Raw genomic sequence first — 21,897 nt, 5'->3', positions numbered from 1 at the left:
GAGTCGCCCGCATCCGCGAAGCGGTCGGTCGCCGCACGCAGCGCCCGGGCGATCCCGGGCTCCGATGCCGCATGGCCCGCGTCGTCGACGACCACGAACTGGGCTTCGGGCCACGCCCGGTGCAGGTCCCACGCCGTCATCATCGGCGTGCACACGTCGTACCGCCCCTGCACGATGACACCGGGGATCCCGCGCAGGGCGGAGGCATCCTCGATCAGTTGCTCCCGCCGGAACCAGCCGTCGTGCATGAAGTAGTGGTTCTCGATCCGCGCGAACGCGGTCGCGGCGGCGGGCTCCGACATCCGCTCGACCGTCTCGGGGTCGCGGCGCAGGCTGATGGTCGCCGCCTCCCAGCGCGACCACGCGATCGCCGCCGGAACGTGCACGGCCGGATCGGGGTCGCTGAGCCTGCGGTGGTACGCCTCGACGAGCCGGGTGCGCTCCAGCACCGGAATGGGTGCGATGAACTCCTCCCACAGGTCGGGGAAGATCGCCGATGCACCGCCCTCGTAGAACCACTCGATCTCGTGCCGCCGCAGCGTGAAGATCCCGCGCAGCACCAGCTCGGTGACCGCCTCGGGGTGGCATTGCGCGTAGGCGAGCGCCAGTGCACTGCCCCACGACCCCCCGAACACCTGCCACCGCGAGATGCCGAGGTTCTTGCGCAGCAGCTCGAGGTCGGCCACCAGGTGCCAGGTCGTGTTGTGGCGCAGGTCGGCATCCGGCTCGCTCGCGTGTGGCGTGCTGTGCCCCGACCCGCGCTGGTCGAGCAGGACGATGCGATACCGCTCAGGGTCGAAGAAGCGGCGATGCCACGGTGAGGTGCCCCCGCCCGGCCCGCCGTGGAGGAACACGACCGGCTTGCCGTCGGGGTTGCCGCTCTGCTCCCAATAGACCCGGTGTCCGTCGCCGACGAGGAGCAGTCCGCTGTCGTAGGGCTCGATGGGCGGGTAGAGGATGTCGTCGAGCTCGGCGACGCTCACAGCTGCCCCCCACTCACGGCGAACGTGTCGCACGAGCCCGGCCCGTCCTGATAGCCGGTCGCGAACCAGCGCTGGCGCTGCTCGCTGGAGCCGTGGGTCCAGCTCTCCGGGTTCACGAATCCGCCGGACTGCTGCTGGATGTGGTCGTCGCCCACCGTCGCGGCGGCGTCGAGCGCGTCGCGGATCTGCGCCTCGGTCGGCGTCTGCAGGTAGCGGTTTCCGTCTTCGTCGGTGAGGGTGGCCATGTCGGCGATGAACGCGCCGGCGAAGCAGTCGGCCTGCAGCTCGGTGCGCACGCCGTTGCTCGTCGGCCCGCTCCCGCTGTTCGGGTACTGGTCCATGACGCCGATGAGGTGCTGCACATGGTGTCCGTACTCGTGGGCGAGCACGTACATCTGCGCGAGGCTGCCCGCCGAGGTGTCGAACTGCGAGCGCAGCAGGCCGAAGAACGTGGGGTCGATGTACACGGTCTCATCCGCCGGGCAGTAGAAGGGACCGGTGGCATTGGATGCCGTGCCGCACGGCGAGCCGGCCTGCTGGTCGACGATGATCAGCTGCGGCTCGCGGTAGCCGTCGACGGTGGCGGTCCAGTAGTCGTCGAGCACGACGGAGGTCGCCACCAGCCGGCAGGTGTCGTCGGCGTTGGCCTGCGCCCCGGTCTCGCAGTCGGTGATGGCCTGATCGCCGGAGCCCTGCGGTGCCGTGCCGGCACCGCCGCCCAGCAGGGAGGAGAGGTCGAACGAGCCACCTGTCAGCAACGCGAAGATCAGCACCGCGATGCCCCCGAGGCCCGCGACGCCGCCACCGGCGACAGCGGCCGTGCGGCCGCGGCGTCGCGCGTTGCTCCCCCCGACGTTCGCGTTGTCGTTGAAGGTCATGGGTTCACGGTAGCGCGCCGGGTGTCCTGCGACGACAAGGACCGGCATCCCTGTTCATCCGCCGTCGATCGCTGTATTCTGCCCGGGATGCCCCACGGCGAGGATGCCGCGGCCACAGGCGCGGGAATAGGGTGAAGCGCATGGCCCACGCACCCACGACCGTGACCGTGACCGGCGCCGGCGGCCAGATCGGATACGCGCTGCTCTTCCGGATCGCGGGCGGCGACCTGCTCGGACCGGATCGGCCGGTGCGATTGCACCTGCTGGAGGTCCCTCAGGGCATGCGCGCGGCGGAGGGGGCGGCCCTCGAGCTGCAGGACTGCGCGTTCCCGCTGCTGGATTCGGTCGACCTCACCGACGACGCGAACCGCGCGTTCGACGGCAGCAGCGTCGCGCTGCTGGTCGGGTCGCGCCCCCGCGGCCCCGGCATGGAGCGCGCCGAGCTCCTGCAGGCCAACGCCGGCATCTTCGGACCCCAGGGGGCCGCGATCTCCGCACATGCCGCGAGCGACATACGAGTCGTCGCGGTCGGCAACCCCGCCAACACGAACGCCCTCATCGCCCGGGCCGCGGCCCCCGGCATCCCCTCGGACCGGTTCACCGCGCTCACGCGGCTCGACCACAACCGGGCGCTGGGGCGGCTCAGCGAGGCGTTGGGGGTGCGGCCCGACGCGATCCGCGATGTGACGGTGTGGGGCAACCATTCGGCGACGCAGTTCCCCGACGTCTCCCACGCCACCGTCGACGGCGTGCCGGTGACGGCGCTGCTGGCCGAGCGCATGGGCGGAGAGGATGCCGCGGCCCGCTGGCTCGACGACGTCTTCGTTCCGGGCGTCGCCCGTCGCGGGGCGGAGATCATCGAGGTGCGCGGGTCGTCGTCGGCCGCCTCGGCGGCCAGCGCCACCATCGACCACGTGCGCGACTGGGTGCGCGGCACGCACCCCGACCACGGCTGGACCTCGGCGGCCGTCGTCTCGCACGGCGAGTACGGGGTTCCCGAGGGGCTGGTCTCGTCGTTCCCGGTCACCTCGGACGGCCAGGCGTACCGGGTCGTCGAGGGGCTGGAGCTCGAACCCCGGGCCCGGGCCCGCATCGACAGGTCGGTCGCCGAGCTCGTCGCCGAGCGCGAGACCGTGGAGGCGCTCGGCCTCCTGTGATGCCGGGCGGACGCGCATGGAGCTGTCGCTGGTCATCGTGATCGCAGTCGTCGCGATCGTCGTGGTCACCACGCTCGCGCAGCGGCTCGGAGTCGCCGGCCCGCTGCTGCTGGTGGCACTCGGGATCGTGGTCAGTCTGATGCCCTTCGTGCACATCCCCGAGATCGATCCGGAGTGGATCCTCGTGGGGGTGCTCCCGCCGCTGCTGTACTCCGCGGCGGTCAATCTGCCCGCGCTCGAGTTCCGCCGCGACTTCCGGCCGATCGCGGGACTGGCCGTCCTGCTCGTGGTGATCAGCGCGATCGTGCTGGGCGTGTTCTTCTGGCTCGTGATCCCGGGGGTGAGCCTGCCGCTCGGCGTCGCGCTGGGCGCGATCCTCAGCCCGACCGACGCCGTGGCGACCTCGATCGCCAAGCGCCTGGGCATCGCGCCGCGGGTGGTGACGATGCTCGAGGGCGAGAGCCTGCTCAACGACGCGACCGCCCTGGTGCTGCTGCGCACGGCGATCGCCGCGATCGCCGGCAGCTTCTCGCTGTGGGGCGCGATCGGCGCCTTCGCGTGGGCCGTGCTCATCGCCGCCGTCGTCGGGGCGGTCGTCGGCATGCTGATCGTGCGGGTGCGCGCCTGGGTCGGCAGCTCGGCGTCCAACACCGCCCTCAGCTTCACGGCGCCCTTCCTCGCCTACCTGCCGACCGAGCACCTCGGCGGTTCGGGTCTGGTCGCCGCCGTGGTCGCCGGCATCGTCACCGGGCAGCAGTCCGTCCGCCGGCTCACCCCCGAGCAGCGCCTGTCGGAGGCGATGAACTGGCGCACGATCGAGCTGGTGCTCGAGGGCGCTGTGTTCCTGCTCATGGGCCTCGAGCTCAAGGACATCGTCACCGACAACCTCCGCGCCCACGAGGGCCTGTGGTTCCCGTTCTGGCTGGCACTGTCTGCGCTGGGGATCATCCTCGTCGTGCGCGCAGCGTACGTGTCGCTGCTCGTGTGGGCGCAGGGGCGCCGCGCCCGGCGGATCGACCGCGCCCGACTGGAGGCGTTCGGCGCCCGCATCGAGACCCTGGCATCCGGCGCGCCCCCCGACAGCCGCGGGGGGCACCCGCTGGGCGGACCGAAGATGCGGGAGCGACGCCTGGGCGCCATGCGGGCCCGCGTGCAGCGACTGCTGACCGACCTGGACTACTACCAGGCCTCGCCGGTGGGATGGAAGCACGGGACGGTGATCGTGTGGGCCGGGATGCGAGGGGTCGTGACCCTGGCCGCGGCGCAGACCCTCACCGTCGAAGACACCGACGACCAGCGGGCGCTGCTGGTGTTCATCGCCTTCCTCGTCGCCCTCATCAGCCTCATGCTCCAGGGCTTCACGCTCCCCTGGGTCGTGCGGCTGCTGCGCTTCCCCCGCCCTGCCGCCGGAGACGGCGACGACGAGCGGGAGCGCATCGACGACGAGCTCGCACAGGCGGGCCGCGCGGCGCTCACCGACCCGACCCTCACGACCCGCTCCGGGGCACCGTTCCCGCCCGAGGTGATCGAGCGGGCCCGCGCCCGGCTGGAGGTGGCGCCCGACGACGAGAGCACCGCCGAGGGGCGGGTCATCGCGGAGCTGCGCCTCGCCCTCATCCAGGTGCAGCGGCGGCGGCTCATCGAGCTGGGCTCGGACGGCAGGTTCAGCTCGGCGGTGCTGAAGCAGGCCCTCGCCGAGCTCGACGCCGAGGAGCTGAGCCTGGCGCTGCGGCTGGGCGAGGAACCGTGACGGGCCCGAGGGGCCAGAATGGAGGGGAGCCCCAGGGAGAAGCCATGACCGACGCGAGCGCCGCCGCGGATGCCGCGACCCGTCACGCCGGCCACGAGGCATCCGACCTCGCCGACACCAGCCCGCTCCACCTGCCGCACGCGGCGGCCGAGTGCCCGAAGTGCTTCCGCGAGCTGCAGCGCGACCGCGACTGGTGGCAGGCCCGTCCCCACGGCGCACGGCTGGTGGGCGTGGTCGTCGCGCGCCCCGGGATGCCGTCGGTCGTCCAGCAGCGCGAGGACCTGACGCGTTTCGGCGTGCCCATCGAAGGGTTCCGGCATCCCGCTCCGGAGACGATGGAGACCTGGGAGGAGCGTCTCGTGCGCCTGTTCGGCACGCTGCACGAAGGCGATGTCGTGGTGGTCGCCAACGTGCACGCCCTGGGCCGGACCCTTGACGAGGAGACGCGCACCGTCGCCGCGCTGCGCGAGCGGGGGATCACCGTCAAGGTGCTCGACCACAGCGGCCGGCACCTGTTCGACACCGGTCGCTGACACGCTCGCCCGGTGATGCCGGGGACGGGCGCGCCGACCCCCTAGGCTTTCTGCGATGAGCACCGTCAGCGTCGTGATCCCCTCGCTGAACGATGCGCACATGCTGAAGCACTGCCTCGAAGCCCTCGCTGCGCAGACCCGGGCGCCCGACGAGGTCATCGTCGTCGACAACGGCTCCGACGACGACACCGCCGAGGTGGCGCGGGCGGCCGGTGCGCGCGTCGTCCACGAGCCGGTCCGCGGCGTGCTGCGGGCCACCGCCGCCGGCTTCGACGCCGCCACCGGCGACATCATCGGGCGACTCGATGCGGATTCGCGGCCGGCTCCCGGCTGGGCGGCGCGGATCGAAGAGCGATTCGACGCCGACCCCACCCTCGCCGGACTCACCGGCACCGGCACGTTCTACGGTCGCGGCCGGTTCTGGCGCTTCGTCGGCCGGTACCTGTACCTCGGCGGCTACTTCTGGGTGTTCCAGGGCGTGGTCGCCCGGGTGCCGCTGTTCGGCTCGAACTTCGCCATCCGGCGGGAGGCGTGGGCGCAGCTGCGCGACCGCGTCCACCTCGACGACCCACGCGCCCACGACGACCTCGACATCAGTCTCGTCCTCGATCCGGGCATGGGCGTCGACTTCGACCGGCGGCTCGAGGTGGGGGTCTCGGCCCGCCCCTTCGACTCCTTCGCCGGCTTCAAGCGGCGCGCCCTGTGGGCGTTCCACATCGTGGGCGTCAACTTCCGCGAGCGCAGCTGGCCGCGCCGGGTCGTCACGAACGCGCAGGGGCGGCGCAGGCGCCGGCGCGCGCAGCGGGCCCTCGGCATCAGGCGCTTCTGAAGCGCCTCACCCGCTGCCGTTGCGCATCAGGGCGAGCATCGCCTGCGTGAGCTGGTGCGGCGCGGTCTCGCACGGGCTGTGCCCGGTGGGCAGCACGAGGGCACGCGCACCCAGCCGCTCGGCGAACTCGCGGTGCACCTCGGCCGGCCAGACATCGCCGGTGCCGGTGACGACGAGCAGCGGGATGCCGGTGGCACGCAGCGCGGGCGCGAGGTCGGGGGTGCGCTTCATCAGGGCCATGATGTCGCCCACACTCGAAGCCCGGGTGTGTGCGAACCGGGCGGTGACGAACTGCGCGCGATCCCGCGGCGCGCGGTGCACGTTGCGCCGCAGCGCCGAGATGAACAGCGGCCCGAGCGCACGCCCGGGCACCGCGTGACTGAGGGGCCCGAGCACTTTGAAGCCGCGCAGGGCCTGCCCGGGAAGCGGCGGCGCTGACAGCAGGGTGAGAGTGGAGAACAGCTCGGGCTGCCGCACCGCCGCCGCGCCGGCGACGGTCCCCGCAAACGAGTACCCGAGCACGTGCGCGGGAGTCCGCCCCCCATCGAGGATGGCGATGAGATCGTCGACGAACAGGTCGAGCGTGTACCGGCGCCGCGGGGGGTCGAGGTGCTCGGGCCCGGCCGCCGCCGACTCGTACTGCCCGGCCATGTCGAAGGCCTCGGCCCGGTACCCGGCCTCGGCGAACAGCGGCAGCATGAGGGTGAAGTCCTCCTTCGACCCCGTCATGCCGGGCACGAGGACCACGCGCTCCCCCTCGGCGGGGCCGAGGGAGACGCGCGCGAGCGAGCCGCTGGGCACGGCGACCGTGTCGCGCTCGGAGCCCGGCGGCAGCACTGTCCAGTCGATCGGCGTCAGCTCCGCATCGAGCCGTGCCGCCTGGTCGTCGGGGGCGGTGTCCACGTCGGCATCCTAGTGAGCGGGAGCGCGCGGCTTCGAACCGAGGCGGGTACGGTGGCGTCGTGGACGACTTCGACCCGCTGCCCGATCGGCCGGCTCCCGACAATCCCCCGGGCAAGCTCGTCCTGCTGCGGCATGGCGAGACCGAGTGGTCGCGGGCCGGCCGGCACACCGGGCGCACCGACATCCCGCTCACGCCGCGCGGCGAAGAGCTCGCGCGTGCGGCCGGCGAGCTCGTGCGCGGCTACGACTTCCGGCTCGTGCTGTCCTCTCCCCTGCAGCGGGCACGGCGCACGGCCGAGCTCGCGGGCCTGGACGCGGAGGTCGACCCGCTCCTGGTCGAGTGGGACTACGGCGGCTACGAAGGTCGCACCACCCGCGAGATCCGCGCCGAGCTCGGCTACAACTGGTCGGCGTTCACGCACGGCGTGATCCGGGGCGCCACCCCCGGCGAGACCGTCGAGGAGGTCGCCGGCCGCGCGTCGCGGGTGCTCACCCGGGTGCTCCCCGCGATGGTGGAGGGGGATGTCGCGCTCATCGGGCACGGGCACTGCCTGCGCATCCTGGCGGCGGTGTTCCTGCGCCAGGCGCCCCGGTTCGGCGCGCTGATCACCCTCGACGCCGGATCGGTGTCGGTGCTCGCCTACGACCGCGAGCAGCCCGCGATCCTCGCCTGGAACCACGGGCCCGAGCTGCCGCAGGAGCCGGCGAAGTCCTGACCGCGGACGGACGTCAGTCCGTCGCGCGCCAGCACCCGACCACATGGTCGTCGACCATGCCCGCCGACTGCATGAGGGCGTACATCGTCGTCGGCCCCACGAACCGGAACCCGCGGCGCCGCAGCGCTCGGCTGAGCGCTGCGGATTCGGGTGTGGTGGCGGGAACCTCGGCGAACGACTCCGGCCGCGGGCGCGGGGCCGTCGGCGCGAACGACCACAGCAGCCCGTCGAGCTCTCCGGCATCCATCTCCGCCACCAGCCGGGCGTTCGCGATCGTCGCCTCGATCTTGGCGCGGTTGCGCACGATGCCGGCGTCGGCCATGAGCCGTGCGACGTCCTCGTCGCCGAAGGCGGCGACGTCGCCGGGCTCGAAGCCGGCGAACGCCTCCCGGAAGGCCGGGCGCTTGCGGAGGATCGTGATCCAGCTGAGCCCCGCCTGGAAGCCCTCCAGGCTCAGCTTCTCGAAGAGCGCCCGGTCGCCGTGCAGCGGACGCCCCCATTCCTCGTCGTGATAGCGGCGGTACTCGACGTCGGCGCCGGCCCACGCACATCGCACGACGCCGTCGGCGACGAGGATGTCCGGGCTCACCCGGTCAGCCTACGGCGTGCCGGGGACAGGGGATGTCACCGGCCACAGGCCTCGGCCGCGGCATCCGTCATGCCCTCGGTCACTTCCCCTGATCTCGGCACGCAGCCCTGACCCGAGGCGTCACTTCTTCCGGAGGCTCTTCTCGGATACGGGCGCCTGGCCGGAGGCCTTCAGCGCCGCGTAGTACGCGCGGGCCTCGTCCTGCCGCTCCCGCTCGCCACCCAGGGCGATGGGCGCGCGCACGTGCTCGGGCGCGAATCCGAAGGCGTCGACGAGGTCCTGAGCGTGCGGGCGCAGCCGCGCGCAGAGCCGGTCGATGTAGCGCGAGACCGAGGCCGCGCGCTGGCCGGAGAGGCGCCCGTTGATGAGGTGCCAGGCGAGGTGCTTCTCGATGAGCCACAGGCCGAACAGGTCGCGCAGCCAGCCCAGCACCTGCCCGGTGGCCTCGTCGTCGATGGCGGCGACGCCGTCGGTGAAGGCCTCCCACTGGAGCAGCTCGCCGTGGGCGCGGGCGGCCTCGATGAGCTCGGTCTGGTGGCTGTTGAACAGGGCCGCGGCTTCGGCCTGCGACAGCTTCGCCGCCGGACGCAGCGCCGCGGCGAGATCGGCGACCATCTGCTGGACGCGGCCGGCGAGCAGCTCGTGCTGCTGATCTGCGCGCAGCCCCAGCTCCACCGACCGGGCGGTGGAGCCGAAGTCGGCGACGGTCTGGCCCAGCTGCCGCAGGCCCGCGCCGTGGAAGATCCGGCCCGCGGTCTGGCCGACGGCGAACCGCGCGAGCGAGGCGGCGTCGGCCCCCGCGAACTGCTTGGCGTAGTCGCTGAGCAGACGCTTGCCGACCAGCTGCAGGAGCACGTTGTTGTCGCCCTCGAACGTCACATAGACGTCGAGGTCGTGGTGCAGGCCGACCAGCCGGTTCTCGGCCATGAAGCCTGCGCCGCCGCACGCCTCGCGGCACTCCTGGATCGTGTCGAGCGCGTTCCAGGTGCTCAGGGGCTTGAGCGCCGCGGCGAGGGTCTCGAGATCCTCCCGCTCGTCGGGGGTGTCGGTGCGGCCCGAGAAGACCCCGTCGTACTTGCGCAGCAGCTCGTCGTGCGCGAAGAACTGGGCGTACGTCTGCGCGAGGCGCGGCAGCAGCCGGCGCTGGTGCTTCCCGTAGTCCAGCAGCACGACCTCCTCGGTGCCGGCACCGGAGTCGAACTGGCGGCGCTGGTTGCCGTAGGTGATCGCGATGTGCTCGGCCAGCGCGGTGCCCACGGTGGCCGCTCCGTCCAGCGACACCCGCCCCTGCACGAGCGCGCCGAGCATCGTGAAGAAGCGGCGACCGGGAGAGGGGATGTCGGACCGGTAGGTGCCGTCGGCATCCACATCGCCGTAGCGGTTGAGCAGGTTCTCGCGCGGGACGCGGACGTGGTCGAACGCGAGCCGGCCGTTGTCGATGCCGTTGAGGCCGCCCTTGACGCCGTCGTCCTCGCTGGTGATGCCCGGCAGCATCGCGCCCTCGTCGTCGCGGATCGGCACGAAGAAGCAGTGCACGCCGTAGTTGACGCCGCCGGTGATGAGCTGGGCGAACACCGTGGCGGCGCGCCCGTGCAGCGCCGCGTTGCCCAGGTACTCCTTGGTCGCCGCGCGGAACGGCGTGTGGATGACGAACTCCTGGGTGTCGGGATCGTAGGTCGCCGTGGTGCCGAGGGCCGCGACATCCGACCCGTGCCCGATCTCGGTCATCGCGAACGCGCCGGGAAGGCTCAGGTCGATCACGCCGGGAAGCCACTTGTCCCAGTGCTTCTTCGTGCCGAGCTGGTGGATGGCCGAGCCGAACAGACCCCACTGCACGCCGCCCTTGATCTGCATGCTGGGGTCGGCGAGCACGAGCTCCTCGAACCCGGCGAGGTTGGCGCCGTTGTCCTCGAGCCCGCCGTACTCGCGCGGGAATGCGCGCCGGGAGGCACCCTGCTGCGCGAGGAGGTGCAGCTGGCTCAGCGCGCGCTCGCGGTGCTCGGCCATCGGCATCCCCTCCACCTTGTGGAAGACGGGGTCCTTGATCAGCTCGCGCGCTTCGCGGCGGGTGTCGGCCCAGGTGCCCAGGAGGCGGTCGGCCACCAGCGCGAGGTCGATGCGGGCCTCATCCGCCTCGGCGGCGGTGTGCGCGGCGGTGGGGGCGCCGCCGGCGGGCGTGCGCTTCTTCGTGGCGGGCTTTTTCGGACGGACGACGGCGTCGGCCATGGATCGCCTTTCGATGACGGGTGTGCGGGGGGGGACGGTCACAGTCGACCGTAGGACTCCTCCAACAGCAGGGAAAACGGATTGTGGATGCCGTACAGCCCGCGGCGGCGGCGCCCGCGTGGCGCGTTGTGGCTTCCCGACATCCGCCCGGCTCCCCTCGCGACGTCAGAAGAGCCCGACGATGCGACCGTCCTCGTCGACGTCGATCGTGTTCGCCGCCGGGACCTTGGGAAGTCCCGGCATCGTCATGATGTCGCCGCAGATCATGACGACGAACCGCGCGCCCGCGGCCAGCCGCACCTCGCGGATGTCGACGACGTGACCGGTCGGCGCACCGCGCAGCTTGGGGTCGGTCGAGAACGAGTACTGCGTCTTGGCGACGCACACCGGGTAGTCGCCGTACCCCTCGTCCTGCAGCCGGCGGATCTGCGCGCGCACGGCGGAGGAGGCGGTGATGTCGGATGCCCCGTAGATCCGCGTCGCGATCGCCTTCATCTTCTCCCACAGCGACGCCTCGTCCGGGTAGGTGAACGTCAGTCCCGCTCCCGGTTCCGGTCCCAGGCCCTCTCGAGGGGCGAGCCGGACGACAGCGCGCGCGAGGTCTTCGGCGCCGGCGCCGCCCGAGGCGAAGTGCTTCGAGACCACCGCCTCGGCACCCAGCGCGGCCACCCCGGCGACGACGGCCGCGACCTCGGCGTCGGTGTCTTCGGCGCGATGGTTGATCGCGACGACCGCGGGCAGGCCCCAGGTGTCGCGCACCGTGCGCAGGTGCCGTTCGAGGTTCACCATGCCGCGCTCCACGGCGGCCACGTCTTCTGTGGGCAGGTCGGCGACCTCGACGCCGCCGTGGAACTTCAGGGCCCGCACCGTCGCCACGATCACCGCCGCCGCCGGGCGCAGCCCGGTGGACCGGCACAGGATGTCGACGAACTTCTCGGCGCCGAGGTCGGCGCCGAAGCCGGCCTCGGTGACCACGTAGTCGGCCAGATGCAGAGCCGAGCTCGTCGCGATCACCGAGTTGCACCCGTGCGCGATGTTCGCGAACGGTCCGCCGTGCACGAAGGCCGGGGTGTGCTCGAGCGTCTGGACGAGGTTGGGCGAGAGTGCGTCGCGCAGCACGGCGGTCATGGCGCCGTGGGCGTCGAGGTCGCGGGCGCGCACCGGCATCCTCTCGCGCGTGTATCCGACCACGATCTCGCCGAGCCGCTCTTTGAGGTCGGCGATGCTCGTGGCCAGGCAGAAGATCGCCATCACCTCGGACGCGACGACGATGTCGAAGCCCGACTCGCGAGGGTATCCGTTGCCCGGGCCCCCGAGGCCGATCACCGTGTCGCGCAGTGCGCGGTCGTTGACATCGAGCACCCGCCGCCACGTGATGCGCCGCACGTCGATGCCCAGGGCGTTGCCGTGGTGGATGTGGTTGTCGATCATGGCGGCCAGGAGGTTGGTCGCCACGGCGATCGCGGAGAAGTCGCCGGTGAAGTGCAGATTGATGTCCTCCATGGGCACCACCTGCGCGTACCCGCCGCCGGCCGCACCGCCCTTCATGCCGAACACCGGCCCGAGCGCGGGCTCGCGCAGGCAGATCATCGCCTTCTCGCCGATGCGGGTGAGGGCGTCGCCGAGCCCCACCGTGGTCGTGGTCTTGCCCTCGCCGGCGGGCGTCGGCGAGATCGCCGTCATGAGCACGAGCCTTCCCTGCGGACGGTCCCGCAGCGACGCGAGATACGGCAGCGACACCTTCGCCTTGTACCGGCCGTAGGGCTGCAGCTCGTCGGACGGGATGCCCAGGCGCGCTGCCACCTCCTCGATCGGCAGCATGCGCGCGTCCTGCGCGATCTCGATGTTGCTCAGGCTCATCGTCGAACCCCCTGGCTTCGTCGTCTCGTGGGCGGCTCCGGACAGCTTACGGGGCGGCGGGACCGACGGGCGCCTCCACGGGAGCGCGTGCCGCGATCACCTCGATCACCGCTGCGCCGTAGGTCTCGCGCTTCTTCGCGCCGATGCCGGTGATCCCGTCGAGCTCGTCCGGCGACGCCGGTCGTGCAGTCGCCAGCGCGCGCAGCGTGGCATCCGCGAAGACGACGTAGGCGGGCACGCCCTGCTCCTTCGCGACGCCGGCCCGCCAGGCGCGCAGGGCCTCGAACAGCTCGCGCGCGACCGGGTCGGTGAGCTGCTCGGGCGGGGCGGCGCGGCGCTGCCGGGAGCGCCCGGACGAGCGCAGGACGTCGCGGCGCAGGGGCACGGCGCGCTCCCCGCGCAGGACCTCGGCCGCGCCCTCGCCGAGGGCGAGCGTGCCGTACTCGCCGCGCGGGACGAGCAGCCCGCCCGCCAGCAGCTGGCGCACGACGCCGCGCCAGTCCTGATCGGCGAGGTCGGCACCGATGCCGTAGGTGGCCAGCTCGTCGTGCCGCTGCTGCCGGATGCGCTCGGTGCCCGCGCCGCGCAGGATGTCGATGAGATGCCCGGCGCCGAACGCCTGCCCACGCTCGCGCTGCAGGCGCACGATCGTCGACATGAGCTTCTGCGCCGGCACCGTGCCGTCCCAGGTCTCCGGCGGCTCGAGGCAGGTGTCGCAGTTGCCGCAGGGGTCGGAGTCCTGGCCGAAGTAGGCGAGGAGGTTCTGCCGGCGGCATCCCACCGTCTCGCACAGCGCGAGCATCGCGTCGAGGTGCTGACCCAGCCGCATCTTGAACGTCCGGTCGCCCTCGGAGGCGTCGATGAGGCGCCGCTGCTGGACGACGTCGCCCAGGCCATAGACCATCCAGGCGACGGCGGGCTCGCCGTCGCGCCCCGCGCGCCCGGTCTCCTGGTAGTAGCCTTCGACCGATTTCGGCAGATCGATGTGGGCGACGAAGCGCACGTCGGGCTTGTCGATGCCCATGCCGAACGCGATGGTCGCCACCATGACCACGCCGTCCTCGCGCAGGAACCGCGCCTGGTTCGCGGCGCGCACCTCGGCGGGCAGCCCCGCGTGGTACGGCAGCGCGTCGATGCCCTGGGCGCGCAGGTGCTCGGCGGTCTGCTCGACGCTCTTGCGGCTGAGGGCGTACACGATGCCGGCGGCGCCGGCAGGCTGGCTGCGGATGAACGCCACCAGCTGCCGGCGCGGGTCGGTCTTCGCCTCGATCCGGTACTGGATGTTGGGGCGGTCGAAGCTGGCGACGAAGTGCCGCGCCTCGGGCAGGCGCAGCCGCTCGGTCAGCTCGCGATGGGTCTCACGCGTCGCCGTCGCCGTGAGCGCCATGCGCGGCACGCCCGGGAACCGCTCGGCCAGGTCTCCGAGGGCCAGGTAGTCGGGGCGGAAGTCGTGCCCCCACTGCGAGACGCAGTGGGCCTCGTCGATCGCGATGACGCTCAGCCGGCCGCGCTGCAGCAGCTGCGTCGTCTGCGGGGCGGACAGGCGCTCGGGCGCGACGTAGAGCAGGTCGAGCCGCCCGGCGAGGAACGCCTGCTCCACGGCCTGGCGCTCGTGCGGCAGCTGCGTGGAGTTGAGGTAGGCAGCGCGCACGCCGTTGGCGACCAGCGCATCGACCTGGTCGTGCATGAGGGCGATCAGCGGCGAGATCACCAGGCCCGTGCCCGCGCGCACGAGCGCGGGCACCTGGTAGGTGATGCTCTTTCCGCCGCCCGTGGGCATGAGCACGACGGCGTCGCCGCCGGCGACGACGTGCTCGATCACGGCGGCCTGATCGCCCCGGAACTCGTCGTAGCCGAAGACTTCGCGCAGCACGGCGACGGGGTCGGCGTCCCCCGTCGGGCCGGCGTGCGGATCAGTCACTTCTCCGACCCTACGCGCTGCACCCGACGCCGAGCGCGGCGGCGTGGCGGAAGATTCCGTGCGCCCGTACGTTGGACTCAGCGAAGAAGGGATCCCGCATGGACGACACGCTCACCGTCACCCGGAACGACGAGGCCGGCCGCTACGAGATCCACGTCGGCGACGTGCTCGGCGGCTACACGGAGTTCCAGATCGAGCCGAACGGCGAGCTGATCTTCCCGCACACGGTGGTCGATCCGGCCTTCCGCGGAAAGGGTCTGGCCTCCACCCTCATCGCCGGTGCGATGGCCGATGTCGCCCGTCGCGGCGAGCGCGTCGTGCCGCTGTGCCCGTTCGTGCGCCGCCACCTCAAGGAGAACGACGTGCCCGGTCTGGACGTCGACTGGTCGGCCGCATCGCAGCGTGGAGCGTCGGGATGACCAGGCTCGACTCCGACGCCACCGAGATGGTCGCCCCCAGCCCGCCCCGAGAGCACGACGGGAGCGGTCCGCGGGCGGTGCTGCTGAGCTCGCGCGAAGTGCCGCTGGGCGGCATCCGCGCCATGGCGGTGCACCGCACCCTGCCGCAGCGCGACCTGCCGCTGGTGGGAGCGTGGTGCTTCCTCGACCGGTTCGGCCCGCAGCGGGCCCGGATGCGCGTCGAGCCGCACCCGCACATCGGCCTGCAGACGGTGACCTGGCCCTTCATCGGCGAGGTGCGCCACCGCGACTCGATCGGCAGCGACGTGGTCGTCCGCAGCGGCGCGCTCAACCTCATGACCAGCGGAGCCGGCATCTCGCACTCCGAGTACTCCGTCGGCGACGACGAGGTGCCGCTGGATGCCCTGCAGCTGTGGGTCGCGCTGCCCGACTCGCGTCGGCACGGGCCGCCGGCGTTCGAGCGGCACGAAGACCTCCCCGTGATCGAGCTGCCCGGCGGCGCAGCAGCCGTCGTGGTGCTGGGCGAGCTCGCGGGGGTGAGCTCGCCGGCATCCGTGTTCACGCCCATCGTCGGCGCCGAGGTCCGCCTGCCTGCCGGGGCGCACGTGCGGCTGCCGCTGCGGCCGGAGTGGGAGCACGCGATCGTCGGGATCGACGGTGACGTGGATGCCGTCGCCTCGCCCGACGCCGAAGCGATCGCCGTCGCGCCGTATCAGCTGCTCTACCTCGGGGTGGGTCGCGACGGCGTCGACGTGTCCTCCACCGAGGGCGCCACGTTGTTCCTCCTCGGCGGCGAGCCCTTCGAGGACGACGTCGTCATGTGGTGGAACTTCGTCGCCCGCACCCACGAGGAGATCGTCGAGGCCCGCGAGGAGTGGGAGGCGCACTCGCCGCGCTTCGGCTCGGTCGCCGGGCACGGCGACGTTCGCATCCCCGCACCGCCCATGCCCGGAGTGCGTCTCACCTCGCGGCGGCGGCGACTGTGAGCATCCCTTCCCGGCATTACGCTTGATCCGTGACCCCCGCCCGCACAGTCCTGTCGACGCGCGTGCTCCTCGTGTGCGCCGCGGTCGGCGTCGCGACGGGACTTCTCACCGCGTTCGCGGGATGGATCAGCGTGCCGGTGTGGGCCGTCTACCCGCTCGCGGTGCTCTACGGCCTCGTGCTGGGCGTGCATGTGGTCCCCGGCATCCTCGCCCAGGAGCTGCTGCGGCTGCCGTGGGTCGCGCTGATCTCGCACGTGATCGCCGCGCTGGTCGCGACGGCGTTCTCGCCGCAGTGGATCGCCCGCTACCTGGGCATGGCGATCCTCATCGGCGGCCTGCAGGAGGGCATCGCGGCGCTCACCCGCTACCGGGTCTGGCAATGGTGGCGCTTCATGATCTCGGGCGTGATCGTGGGTGTCGTCATCGCGGTCATCATGGGCTTCGTGTTCGACCTGCAGCGCTTCGAGCCGTGGGCGCAGGTCGCGTTCGTGGTGGTGCTGTTCCTCGGCCCGATCGCCTGGACGGGCATCGCCCTCGCCATCGGGGCGGGCCTGCGCCGTGCCGGCGTCGCCCGCGGAGTGGGCGGACCCTGACGGATCCACGGGGTCGCCCGGTACTCTTGGGTTAGGGCAGGCTAAGCTCGCCTGCTCGGAGAGAAGCCCGTGACGACCGTCGACAGCGATCCCGCCGCCGTGCCCGCGCCGCCGCCGTCCCCCGGGACCCTGCTCGCGGTGCGCGACCTCGCGATCACGCACGAGGGGGCGGATGCCGCGACCCCGCGCTCGATGACCTTCACCGTCGCGCCGGGCGAGGTGGTGCTCGTCCTCGGGCCCAGCGGATCCGGGAAGTCCACGCTCGCGCTGGCGCTGAACGGCCTGATCCCGCAGGCGATCCCCGCGCGGGTGGAGGGCGAGGTGGTCGCCGCAGGGCTCGTCGCCTCCGGGGCCACCGTCGCGCAGCTGAGCACGCGGGTGGGCATGGTGTTCCAGGACCCGGACGCCCAGCTCATCACCGGCACCCTTCTGGACGAGGTCGCCTTCGGCGTCGAGAACCTGTGCCTGCCCCCGGACGAGGTCATGCGCCGCGCCGAAGACGCGCTGCGGCGCGTGGGGCTGTGGGAGCGGCGCGCCGAGAATCCCGACCGGCTCTCCGGCGGCGCCCGGCAGCGGCTGGCCATCGCCTGCGCCCTCGCGATGGGCTCGCCCCTGCTCGTGCTCGACGAGCCCACCGCCAACCTCGACCCGGTCGGCATCGAAGACGTGTACGCGGCCCTCGGCGACCTCGTCGCCGCAGGAGACCGCGGGATCGTCCTCATCGAGCACAATCTCGGCGCCGCGATCGGGTTCGTCGACCGTGTCGTCGTCATGGACGGCGAGGGATGCCTCGTGCACGACGGCCCGGCCGCGTCGGTGCTGCGCGAGCACGCGGCGCAGCTGCACGGGCTCGGCGTGTGGCTGCCGGCGGCCACCCTCGCCGCGCTGCGGCTGCGCCGCGCCGGCTACGCGCTCGACCCCCTGCCGCTGACCCCGGCGGAGCTGCGCGCCGCGCTGGAGGCGGAGCCCGCGCCGCGCGCGCCGACCGCGGCGCCCACGCCTCACAGACTTCGCAGTTCCACGCCGAACTCGCAGGCATCCACCGATCCGCTGCGGACGTCGCGCGAATCTGCGGACTCTGTGAGCCGCGGAGGCGCCGCGCCGCTCATCACGGTGCGCGACCTGCGCATCAGGCGAGGGCGGCGCGAGGTGCTGCACGGCATCGACCTCGAGATCTCGCCCGGCGACTTCCTCGCCGTCGTGGGCGAGAACGGCGCGGGCAAGACCACGCTCGTGCAGGCGATCGCCGGTGTCGTGCCGCCGCCGCGCGGGCACGTGCTCGTGGACGGCGTCGACCCCGGCCGCGCCTCGGCGCGCGAGCTCGTGCGCCACGTCGGCTTCGTGTTCCAGAATCCCGAGCACCAGTTCGTCGCGCACACCGTCCACGACGAGCTCGCGCATGCGCTCCGGCTGCGTCACGTGCCGGAGGACGAGGTGCGCTCGCGCGTCGACGACATGCTCGAGCGGTTCGGGCTGGCCGCAAAGGCCCAGACGCATCCGTTCCTGCTCTCCGGCGGTCAGAAGCGCCGGCTGTCGGTCGGCACCGCGCTGATCGCCGGGCCCCCGGTGCTCGCCCTCGACGAGCCGACGTTCGGCCAGGATCGGGCGCGCGCCGACGAGCTGCTCGGCATCCTCGACGGCCTGAACCGGGAGGGCCGGACGGTCATCGTGGTCACCCACGACATGCAGCTGGTGGCCGAGCACGCCACCCACGTGGCGGTCCTGTCGGGGGGCCGGCTGAAGACGCACGGACGGACGGCGGATGTCTTCGCCGACCGCGCCCTGATCGAATCGGCGGGGCTGCGGGTGCCCGCCCTCGCGGCGGCGTTCGCCGGCATCCCCTCCCATCCCGAGCTCGAGGGGATCGTGCGGCTGCGCGATCTGCCCGGAGGCGCCGCGTGACCACCGAGACCCTCGCCACACCCCAGCGCGCGGCCTTCGATCCGTACGCGCCGGCACCGCAGACCGCGGCGGTGCACTTCCTCTATCGGCTCAACCCGCTCGCCAAGCTCGCCGGTCCGCTGCCGGCGATGGTGCTGCTCGTGTTCGTGCGCGACCTCGCCACCCCGGTCGCCTTCCTCGCGCTCGCCTACGTGCTGCTGCTGGTCGGCGCGCGGCTGACGTGGCGCACCGCGGCGCTGCTGTTCCTCGGCATCCCGCTCGCGGTCGCCGTGCTGGGATTCAGTCTCTCGCTGTGGACGGACGCCTCGCGCGTCGACCACTCCGTCGTCGTGCTGCAGGCGGGCGACTGGGTGCTGTACGGCCAGGCGCTCGCCGTCGGATTCGGCACCGCGCTGCGCCTGGCGGCGATCCTCGCGCTGTCGCTGATCCCGGGGCTCACCACCACGGGGCCGGACCTGGTGCGATCGCTCATCCAGCAGCTGCGGGTGCCGTACCGCATCGGGTACACCGCGATGGCGGCGTTCCGGTTCGTGCCGCGGTTCCGGCACGAGCTCGACGTGATCCGCGCGGCGCACCGGGTGCGCGGGGCGCACGGCGGCCGGGGACCGTTCGCCGTGCTGGCGCGCGGCTTCGGGTATGTGGTGCCGCTGCTGGCGGGGGCGATCCGCCACGCCGAGCGGGTGGCGCTCGCCATGGACGCCCGTGCCTTCGGCGCCTATCCGACCCGGACCGAACGGTATCCGGTGCCGTTCCGCGGCCGCGACGCGGTCTTCATCGGGATGCTCTGGCTCGTCTCGGCGGTGCTGTTCGCGCTGTGGTTCCCCTGGTCGCCGGCCTGAGCCGGACCATCCCCGCGCTCCGCCGGTGGCGATGCAAGCCAAGTAGGTTGGGGGCGTGTCCACCCTCGGCATCGGCCTGCTCGCGACTCCGCCGGTGTTCGTCGGGCGCGACGACGAGCTCGCCCGGCTCTCGGGGCTGCTGTCGGCCACCGACGCGGACGAGCTGACGGCGACCGTCGTCGTCGTGGGTGAGCCGGGGATCGGCAAGTCCTCGCTCGTGCGCGAGCTCGTGGCGCGCGTCACGGCCGAGCGGCCGCACACCGTGCTGCGGGCCGCGGGATCGGACGACGAGTCGAACGTCGACTTCGGTCTCGTCGATCAGCTCCTGCGCGGCAGCGGCGCTCAGGCCGCCGCACGCCACCTCCCCGATCCCGCGGACGGCGCCCTCGAGGTCGGCGCGCATCTGGTTCAGCTCAGCGACGATCTCGACGGCGACGAACGCCTTCTCCTCGTCGTCGACGACGCGCACTCGGCCGACGGCCCGTCGCTGCAGGCCCTCAGCTTCGCCGCGCGGCGTCTCCGCGCGGAGCGCACCGCACTGATCATCGCCACCCGGCCCGAGGGGGTCCGTGACATCCCGGAGGGTCTGCTGCGCATCGCGCAGGATCGCGGCGGCGTCGAGACGCTCAGTGGCTTCACCGAGCAGGACGTGCATGCGCTCGCGCGGGTGGTGCGTCCGTCGCTCACGTCCAGGACCGCGCGCCTCGTGCACCGTCACACCGGCGGACATCCCCTGCACACCCGTCTGCTGCTCGAGCACGTCGACGACGATGTGCGCGATCTGCGCGCGGTGACCATCGACCCCACATTGCGGGGGCTTCTGGTCAGCCGGCTGGTGCGCTGCTCCGACGACGCACGTCGGCTGCTCGACGCGCTCGCCGTCCTCGATGCGCCTTGCGACCTGCGCGTGGCGGGTGGGCTCGCTGCCCTCGACGATCCGCGCTCCGCCGCCGAGGAGCTCGCGTCGGCGGGCCTCGTGGAGGTCTCCGAGCCCATCCCGGCCGCCACGGCGACTCTCGCGCTGCGACACCGGCTCATGCAGTCCGCGGTCTACGACGACATCACCCCTGGGCGACGCGTGGAGCTGCACCGTCACGCCGCCGAACTGGTCCCCGCGCCCGGGGCGCTGCGACACCGGGTGGCCGCCGCGACCGGCCCCGACCCCGTGCTCGCAGCCGAGCTGGTCGATCGCGCGCGCGCCGACGCGGACCGCGGTGCACGGCACCTCGCCGCCGAGAGACTCCTCACGGCGGCGGCGCTCGCGGCGCCCGAGGAGTACCCCGAGCTCGTCCTTCGCGCGGCCGACCATCTCATCGCGGCGGGGCGGCCGTTCGCCGCGCGGCTCGACGAGGTCGCGGCGTTTCCGGACAGTCCCCTGCGCGGGTCGGTCCTGGGTCGCGCGCACATGGCTGCGGGGCGGTTCGACCAGGCTCGCGCCGTGCTCGAACAAGCCTGGGCCGGACTCGACCAGACGCACCGGGGCGGCGCACAGGCGGAGATCGCCGGCGTCATCGCCGAGAACCTCGCAGTGATCGCGCTGAGCCACCTCGATGCCGATGCCGTCGTGCACTGGGGCGAGAAGATCGCCGAGGTCGGGGCCGCGGCGATGTCGACGACGATGATCTGCCACGGCCTGGCGATGCGGAACGAGTTCGACGCCGCCTATCGCCTCGCCGACGACGTGGTGAGCGAACCCGGACCCAGCCGGTTCCACCTCGCCGACGCGCAGCTGGCACGCGGCATCGTCGGCGCCTGGTCCAACCGGCTTGACGAGGCGCAGCGAGATCTGTCCGGGCTGCTCAGCGCCGAGGTCGACCGCTCGCTCATGCAGACTCTGAGCGCTCGGGCGCATCTGGCCGACGTGCAGCTGCGCGCCGGTCGCCTCGGTGCGGCGGCCGACACGGTGGATGACGCGATCCGCCTCCTCGACGATGCCCACGCCGTCTGGCTCACCCCTCTGCCGCACAGCATCGCCGCGTACATCCACACCGCCGCCGGCGACCTGGACGAGGCGGGCCGCCACGCCGCGATCGCGGCCGAGTCCGCGCAGGCGAGCGGCAGCATCCCGGCGATGAGCTGGTCGGATGCCGCGTGGCTGCAGCTCGCGGACGCACGGCAGGATGCCGCCGAGGCGGTCGCCGTCGGCGATCGGATGACCCAGCGCGGGCTGCGGGCGGTGGCCGAGGGCGTCAACCCGTGGCGCGCGCCGTATGCCGAGGCCCTGACCGGCGTCGGCCGGCTCACCGACGCGGAGGAGCTCATCGACGAACTCGATCGCCACCTCGACGAGTTCTTCGACGCATCGATCGCGACCGAGGCCGGGCGGGTTCGCGGCATCCTGTCCGTCGCGCACGGCGACGTGGACTCCGCTCTGGCGGCCTGGCAGCAGGCTCTCACCATCGATGCCGCCTCGGCGCGGCCCCTGCCCCGTGCCCGGCTCGAGCTCGCCGCCGGCAGTCAACTGCGCAGGGCCGGGCAGCGCGCCGCCGCCGCCGAGCAGCTGCAGTCGGCCGCCCAGCGTCTGCGCCGCGCGGGTGCGCGCCTGTGGCTGGAGCGGTGCGAGCGCGAGCTCGCCGCCTGCGGCATGAACCCCCGGCGACGGTCACGACACGGGACTGCTGTCGAGCTCACCCCCCAGGAGCGGATGGTCGCCCGTCTCGTCGCGGAGGGCCGCACGAATCGTCAGGTCGCCGAGGAGCTCTACGTCAGTGTCAAGACCGTCGAGCACCACCTGTCACGCATCTACGCCAAGCTCGGTGTGCGCAGCCGCGTGCAGATGGCGGCAGCTCTGCCCGCCGCGCTGGAGTAGCGCC

18 protein-coding genes are annotated in these 21,897 nt (G+C 72.7%); 11 read left to right on the top strand and 7 right to left on the bottom strand.

Features of this window, described 5'->3' with window-relative positions; all coding sequences use genetic code 11:
* Together pip and ACIWQI_RS05450 are read right to left on the bottom strand one after the other, a co-directional pair.
* The coding region (gene pip, locus ACIWQI_RS05455) for a prolyl aminopeptidase (RefSeq protein WP_396656108.1) at window positions 1-983 on the bottom strand (983 nt) is incomplete at its 3' end.
* A complete protein-coding gene (locus ACIWQI_RS05450) occupies window positions 980-1,861 on the bottom strand; it encodes a neutral zinc metallopeptidase (protein WP_396656107.1) in 882 nt (293 codons plus the stop codon). The genes pip and ACIWQI_RS05450, both read right to left, overlap by 4 nt.
* Window positions 1,862-2,001: 140 nt before the next feature.
* Here ACIWQI_RS05450 and ACIWQI_RS05445 point away from each other — a divergent pair, with 140 nt between their 5' ends.
* The 4 genes from ACIWQI_RS05445 to ACIWQI_RS05430 are packed head-to-tail and all read left to right on the top strand — an operon-like array spanning window position 2,002 to window position 6,130.
* On the top strand, window positions 2,002-3,018 hold the full coding sequence (locus tag ACIWQI_RS05445; protein ID WP_396656106.1) for a malate dehydrogenase: 1,017 nt from the start codon (window positions 2,002-2,004) through the stop codon (window positions 3,016-3,018).
* A gap of 16 nt (window positions 3,019-3,034) precedes the next feature.
* Window positions 3,035-4,768 carry a cation:proton antiporter gene (locus tag ACIWQI_RS05440; protein ID WP_396656105.1) on the top strand — a complete coding sequence of 578 codons (1,734 nt, stop codon included), beginning with the start codon at window positions 3,035-3,037 and terminating at the stop codon, window positions 4,766-4,768.
* A gap of 44 nt (window positions 4,769-4,812) precedes the next feature.
* Window positions 4,813-5,301: a recombinase family protein gene (locus ACIWQI_RS05435; protein WP_396656103.1), complete on the top strand. Its 489-nt coding sequence runs from the start codon at window positions 4,813-4,815 to the stop codon at window positions 5,299-5,301.
* Window positions 5,302-5,356: 55 nt separating this feature from the next.
* The gene (locus ACIWQI_RS05430; RefSeq protein WP_396656102.1) at window positions 5,357-6,130 is read left to right on the top strand and encodes a glycosyltransferase family 2 protein; all 774 of its coding nucleotides are present in this window, start codon (window positions 5,357-5,359) and stop codon (window positions 6,128-6,130) included.
* Between the two features lie 6 nt (window positions 6,131-6,136).
* On the opposite strand, the gene ACIWQI_RS05425 is transcribed toward ACIWQI_RS05430, so the two are convergent.
* The gene (locus tag ACIWQI_RS05425) at window positions 6,137-7,033 is read right to left on the bottom strand and encodes an alpha/beta fold hydrolase (protein ID WP_396656101.1); all 897 of its coding nucleotides are present in this window, start codon (window positions 7,031-7,033) and stop codon (window positions 6,137-6,139) included.
* Between the two features lie 59 nt (window positions 7,034-7,092).
* Here ACIWQI_RS05425 and ACIWQI_RS05420 point away from each other — a divergent pair, with 59 nt between their 5' ends.
* Entirely contained in the window at window positions 7,093-7,749 is a 657-nt protein-coding gene (locus ACIWQI_RS05420) for a histidine phosphatase family protein (RefSeq protein WP_396656100.1), read from the top strand.
* 13 nt (window positions 7,750-7,762) lie between these two features.
* Here the strand turns inward: ACIWQI_RS05420 and ACIWQI_RS05415 are convergent, their stop codons facing one another.
* The 4 genes from ACIWQI_RS05415 to recQ all read right to left on the bottom strand — a co-directional run bounded on the left by ACIWQI_RS05415 (window position 7,763) and on the right by recQ (window position 14,438).
* Window positions 7,763-8,338: a DNA-3-methyladenine glycosylase I gene (locus tag ACIWQI_RS05415; RefSeq protein WP_396656099.1), complete on the bottom strand. Its 576-nt coding sequence runs from the start codon at window positions 8,336-8,338 to the stop codon at window positions 7,763-7,765.
* Between the two features lie 120 nt (window positions 8,339-8,458).
* Window positions 8,459-10,564 carry an acyl-CoA dehydrogenase gene (locus ACIWQI_RS05410; RefSeq protein ID WP_396656098.1) on the bottom strand — a complete coding sequence of 702 codons (2,106 nt, stop codon included), beginning with the start codon at window positions 10,562-10,564 and terminating at the stop codon, window positions 8,459-8,461.
* A gap of 165 nt (window positions 10,565-10,729) precedes the next feature.
* Complete coding sequence (locus ACIWQI_RS05405) at window positions 10,730-12,424, bottom strand: formate--tetrahydrofolate ligase (protein WP_396656097.1); 1,695 nt, start codon at window positions 12,422-12,424, stop codon at window positions 10,730-10,732.
* A gap of 46 nt (window positions 12,425-12,470) precedes the next feature.
* On the bottom strand, window positions 12,471-14,438 hold the full coding sequence (recQ, locus tag ACIWQI_RS05400; RefSeq protein ID WP_396656127.1) for a DNA helicase RecQ: 1,968 nt from the start codon (window positions 14,436-14,438) through the stop codon (window positions 12,471-12,473).
* A 5-nt stretch (window positions 14,439-14,443) separates the two neighbouring features.
* On the opposite strand from recQ, the gene ACIWQI_RS05395 reads away from it, so the two are divergent.
* The 6 genes from ACIWQI_RS05395 to ACIWQI_RS05370 all read left to right on the top strand — a co-directional run bounded on the left by ACIWQI_RS05395 (window position 14,444) and on the right by ACIWQI_RS05370 (window position 21,893).
* Window positions 14,444-14,764: a GNAT family N-acetyltransferase gene (locus ACIWQI_RS05395; RefSeq protein WP_396656096.1), complete on the top strand. Its 321-nt coding sequence runs from the start codon at window positions 14,444-14,446 to the stop codon at window positions 14,762-14,764.
* Window positions 14,761-15,750 carry a pirin family protein gene (locus tag ACIWQI_RS05390; RefSeq protein ID WP_396656095.1) on the top strand — a complete coding sequence of 330 codons (990 nt, stop codon included), beginning with the start codon at window positions 14,761-14,763 and terminating at the stop codon, window positions 15,748-15,750. Before ACIWQI_RS05395 ends, ACIWQI_RS05390 begins: the two co-directional genes overlap by 4 nt.
* A gap of 29 nt (window positions 15,751-15,779) precedes the next feature.
* Window positions 15,780-16,343, top strand: a complete 564-nt coding sequence (locus ACIWQI_RS05385; RefSeq protein ID WP_396656094.1) for an ECF transporter S component — start codon at window positions 15,780-15,782, stop codon at window positions 16,341-16,343.
* Window positions 16,344-16,412: 69 nt separating this feature from the next.
* Window positions 16,413-18,245, top strand: a complete 1,833-nt coding sequence (locus ACIWQI_RS05380; RefSeq protein WP_396656093.1) for an ABC transporter ATP-binding protein — start codon at window positions 16,413-16,415, stop codon at window positions 18,243-18,245.
* Window positions 18,242-19,084 (top strand): energy-coupling factor transporter transmembrane component T family protein, encoded by an 843-nt coding sequence (locus ACIWQI_RS05375; RefSeq protein WP_396656092.1) that lies wholly within the window; start codon window positions 18,242-18,244, stop codon window positions 19,082-19,084. Before ACIWQI_RS05380 ends, ACIWQI_RS05375 begins: the two co-directional genes overlap by 4 nt.
* Window positions 19,085-19,139: 55 nt before the next feature.
* Window positions 19,140-21,893 (top strand): AAA family ATPase, encoded by a 2,754-nt coding sequence (locus ACIWQI_RS05370; protein WP_396656091.1) that lies wholly within the window; start codon window positions 19,140-19,142, stop codon window positions 21,891-21,893.
* Window positions 21,894-21,897 lie beyond the last annotated feature (4 nt).

The organism is Microbacterium sp. (assembly GCF_044508325.1).
GTDB lineage: Bacteria > Actinomycetota > Actinomycetes > Actinomycetales > Microbacteriaceae > Microbacterium.
This window is presented reverse-complemented; position numbering and strand designations above follow the sequence as displayed.

Coding starts and splice junctions, on each gene's coding strand:
- ACIWQI_RS05450 (WP_396656107.1), bottom strand. CDS start 1,861: ATGACCTTCAACGACAACGCGAACGTCGGGGGGAGCAACGCGCGACGC.
- ACIWQI_RS05445 (WP_396656106.1), top strand. CDS start 2,002: ATGGCCCACGCACCCACGACCGTGACCGTGACCGGCGCCGGCGGCCAG.
- ACIWQI_RS05440 (WP_396656105.1), top strand. CDS start 3,035: ATGGAGCTGTCGCTGGTCATCGTGATCGCAGTCGTCGCGATCGTCGTG.
- ACIWQI_RS05435 (WP_396656103.1), top strand. CDS start 4,813: ATGACCGACGCGAGCGCCGCCGCGGATGCCGCGACCCGTCACGCCGGC.
- ACIWQI_RS05430 (WP_396656102.1), top strand. CDS start 5,357: ATGAGCACCGTCAGCGTCGTGATCCCCTCGCTGAACGATGCGCACATG.
- ACIWQI_RS05410 (WP_396656098.1), bottom strand. CDS start 10,564: ATGGCCGACGCCGTCGTCCGTCCGAAAAAGCCCGCCACGAAGAAGCGC.
- ACIWQI_RS05405 (WP_396656097.1), bottom strand. CDS start 12,424: ATGAGCCTGAGCAACATCGAGATCGCGCAGGACGCGCGCATGCTGCCG.
- ACIWQI_RS05395 (WP_396656096.1), top strand. CDS start 14,444: ATGGACGACACGCTCACCGTCACCCGGAACGACGAGGCCGGCCGCTAC.
- ACIWQI_RS05390 (WP_396656095.1), top strand. CDS start 14,761: ATGACCAGGCTCGACTCCGACGCCACCGAGATGGTCGCCCCCAGCCCG.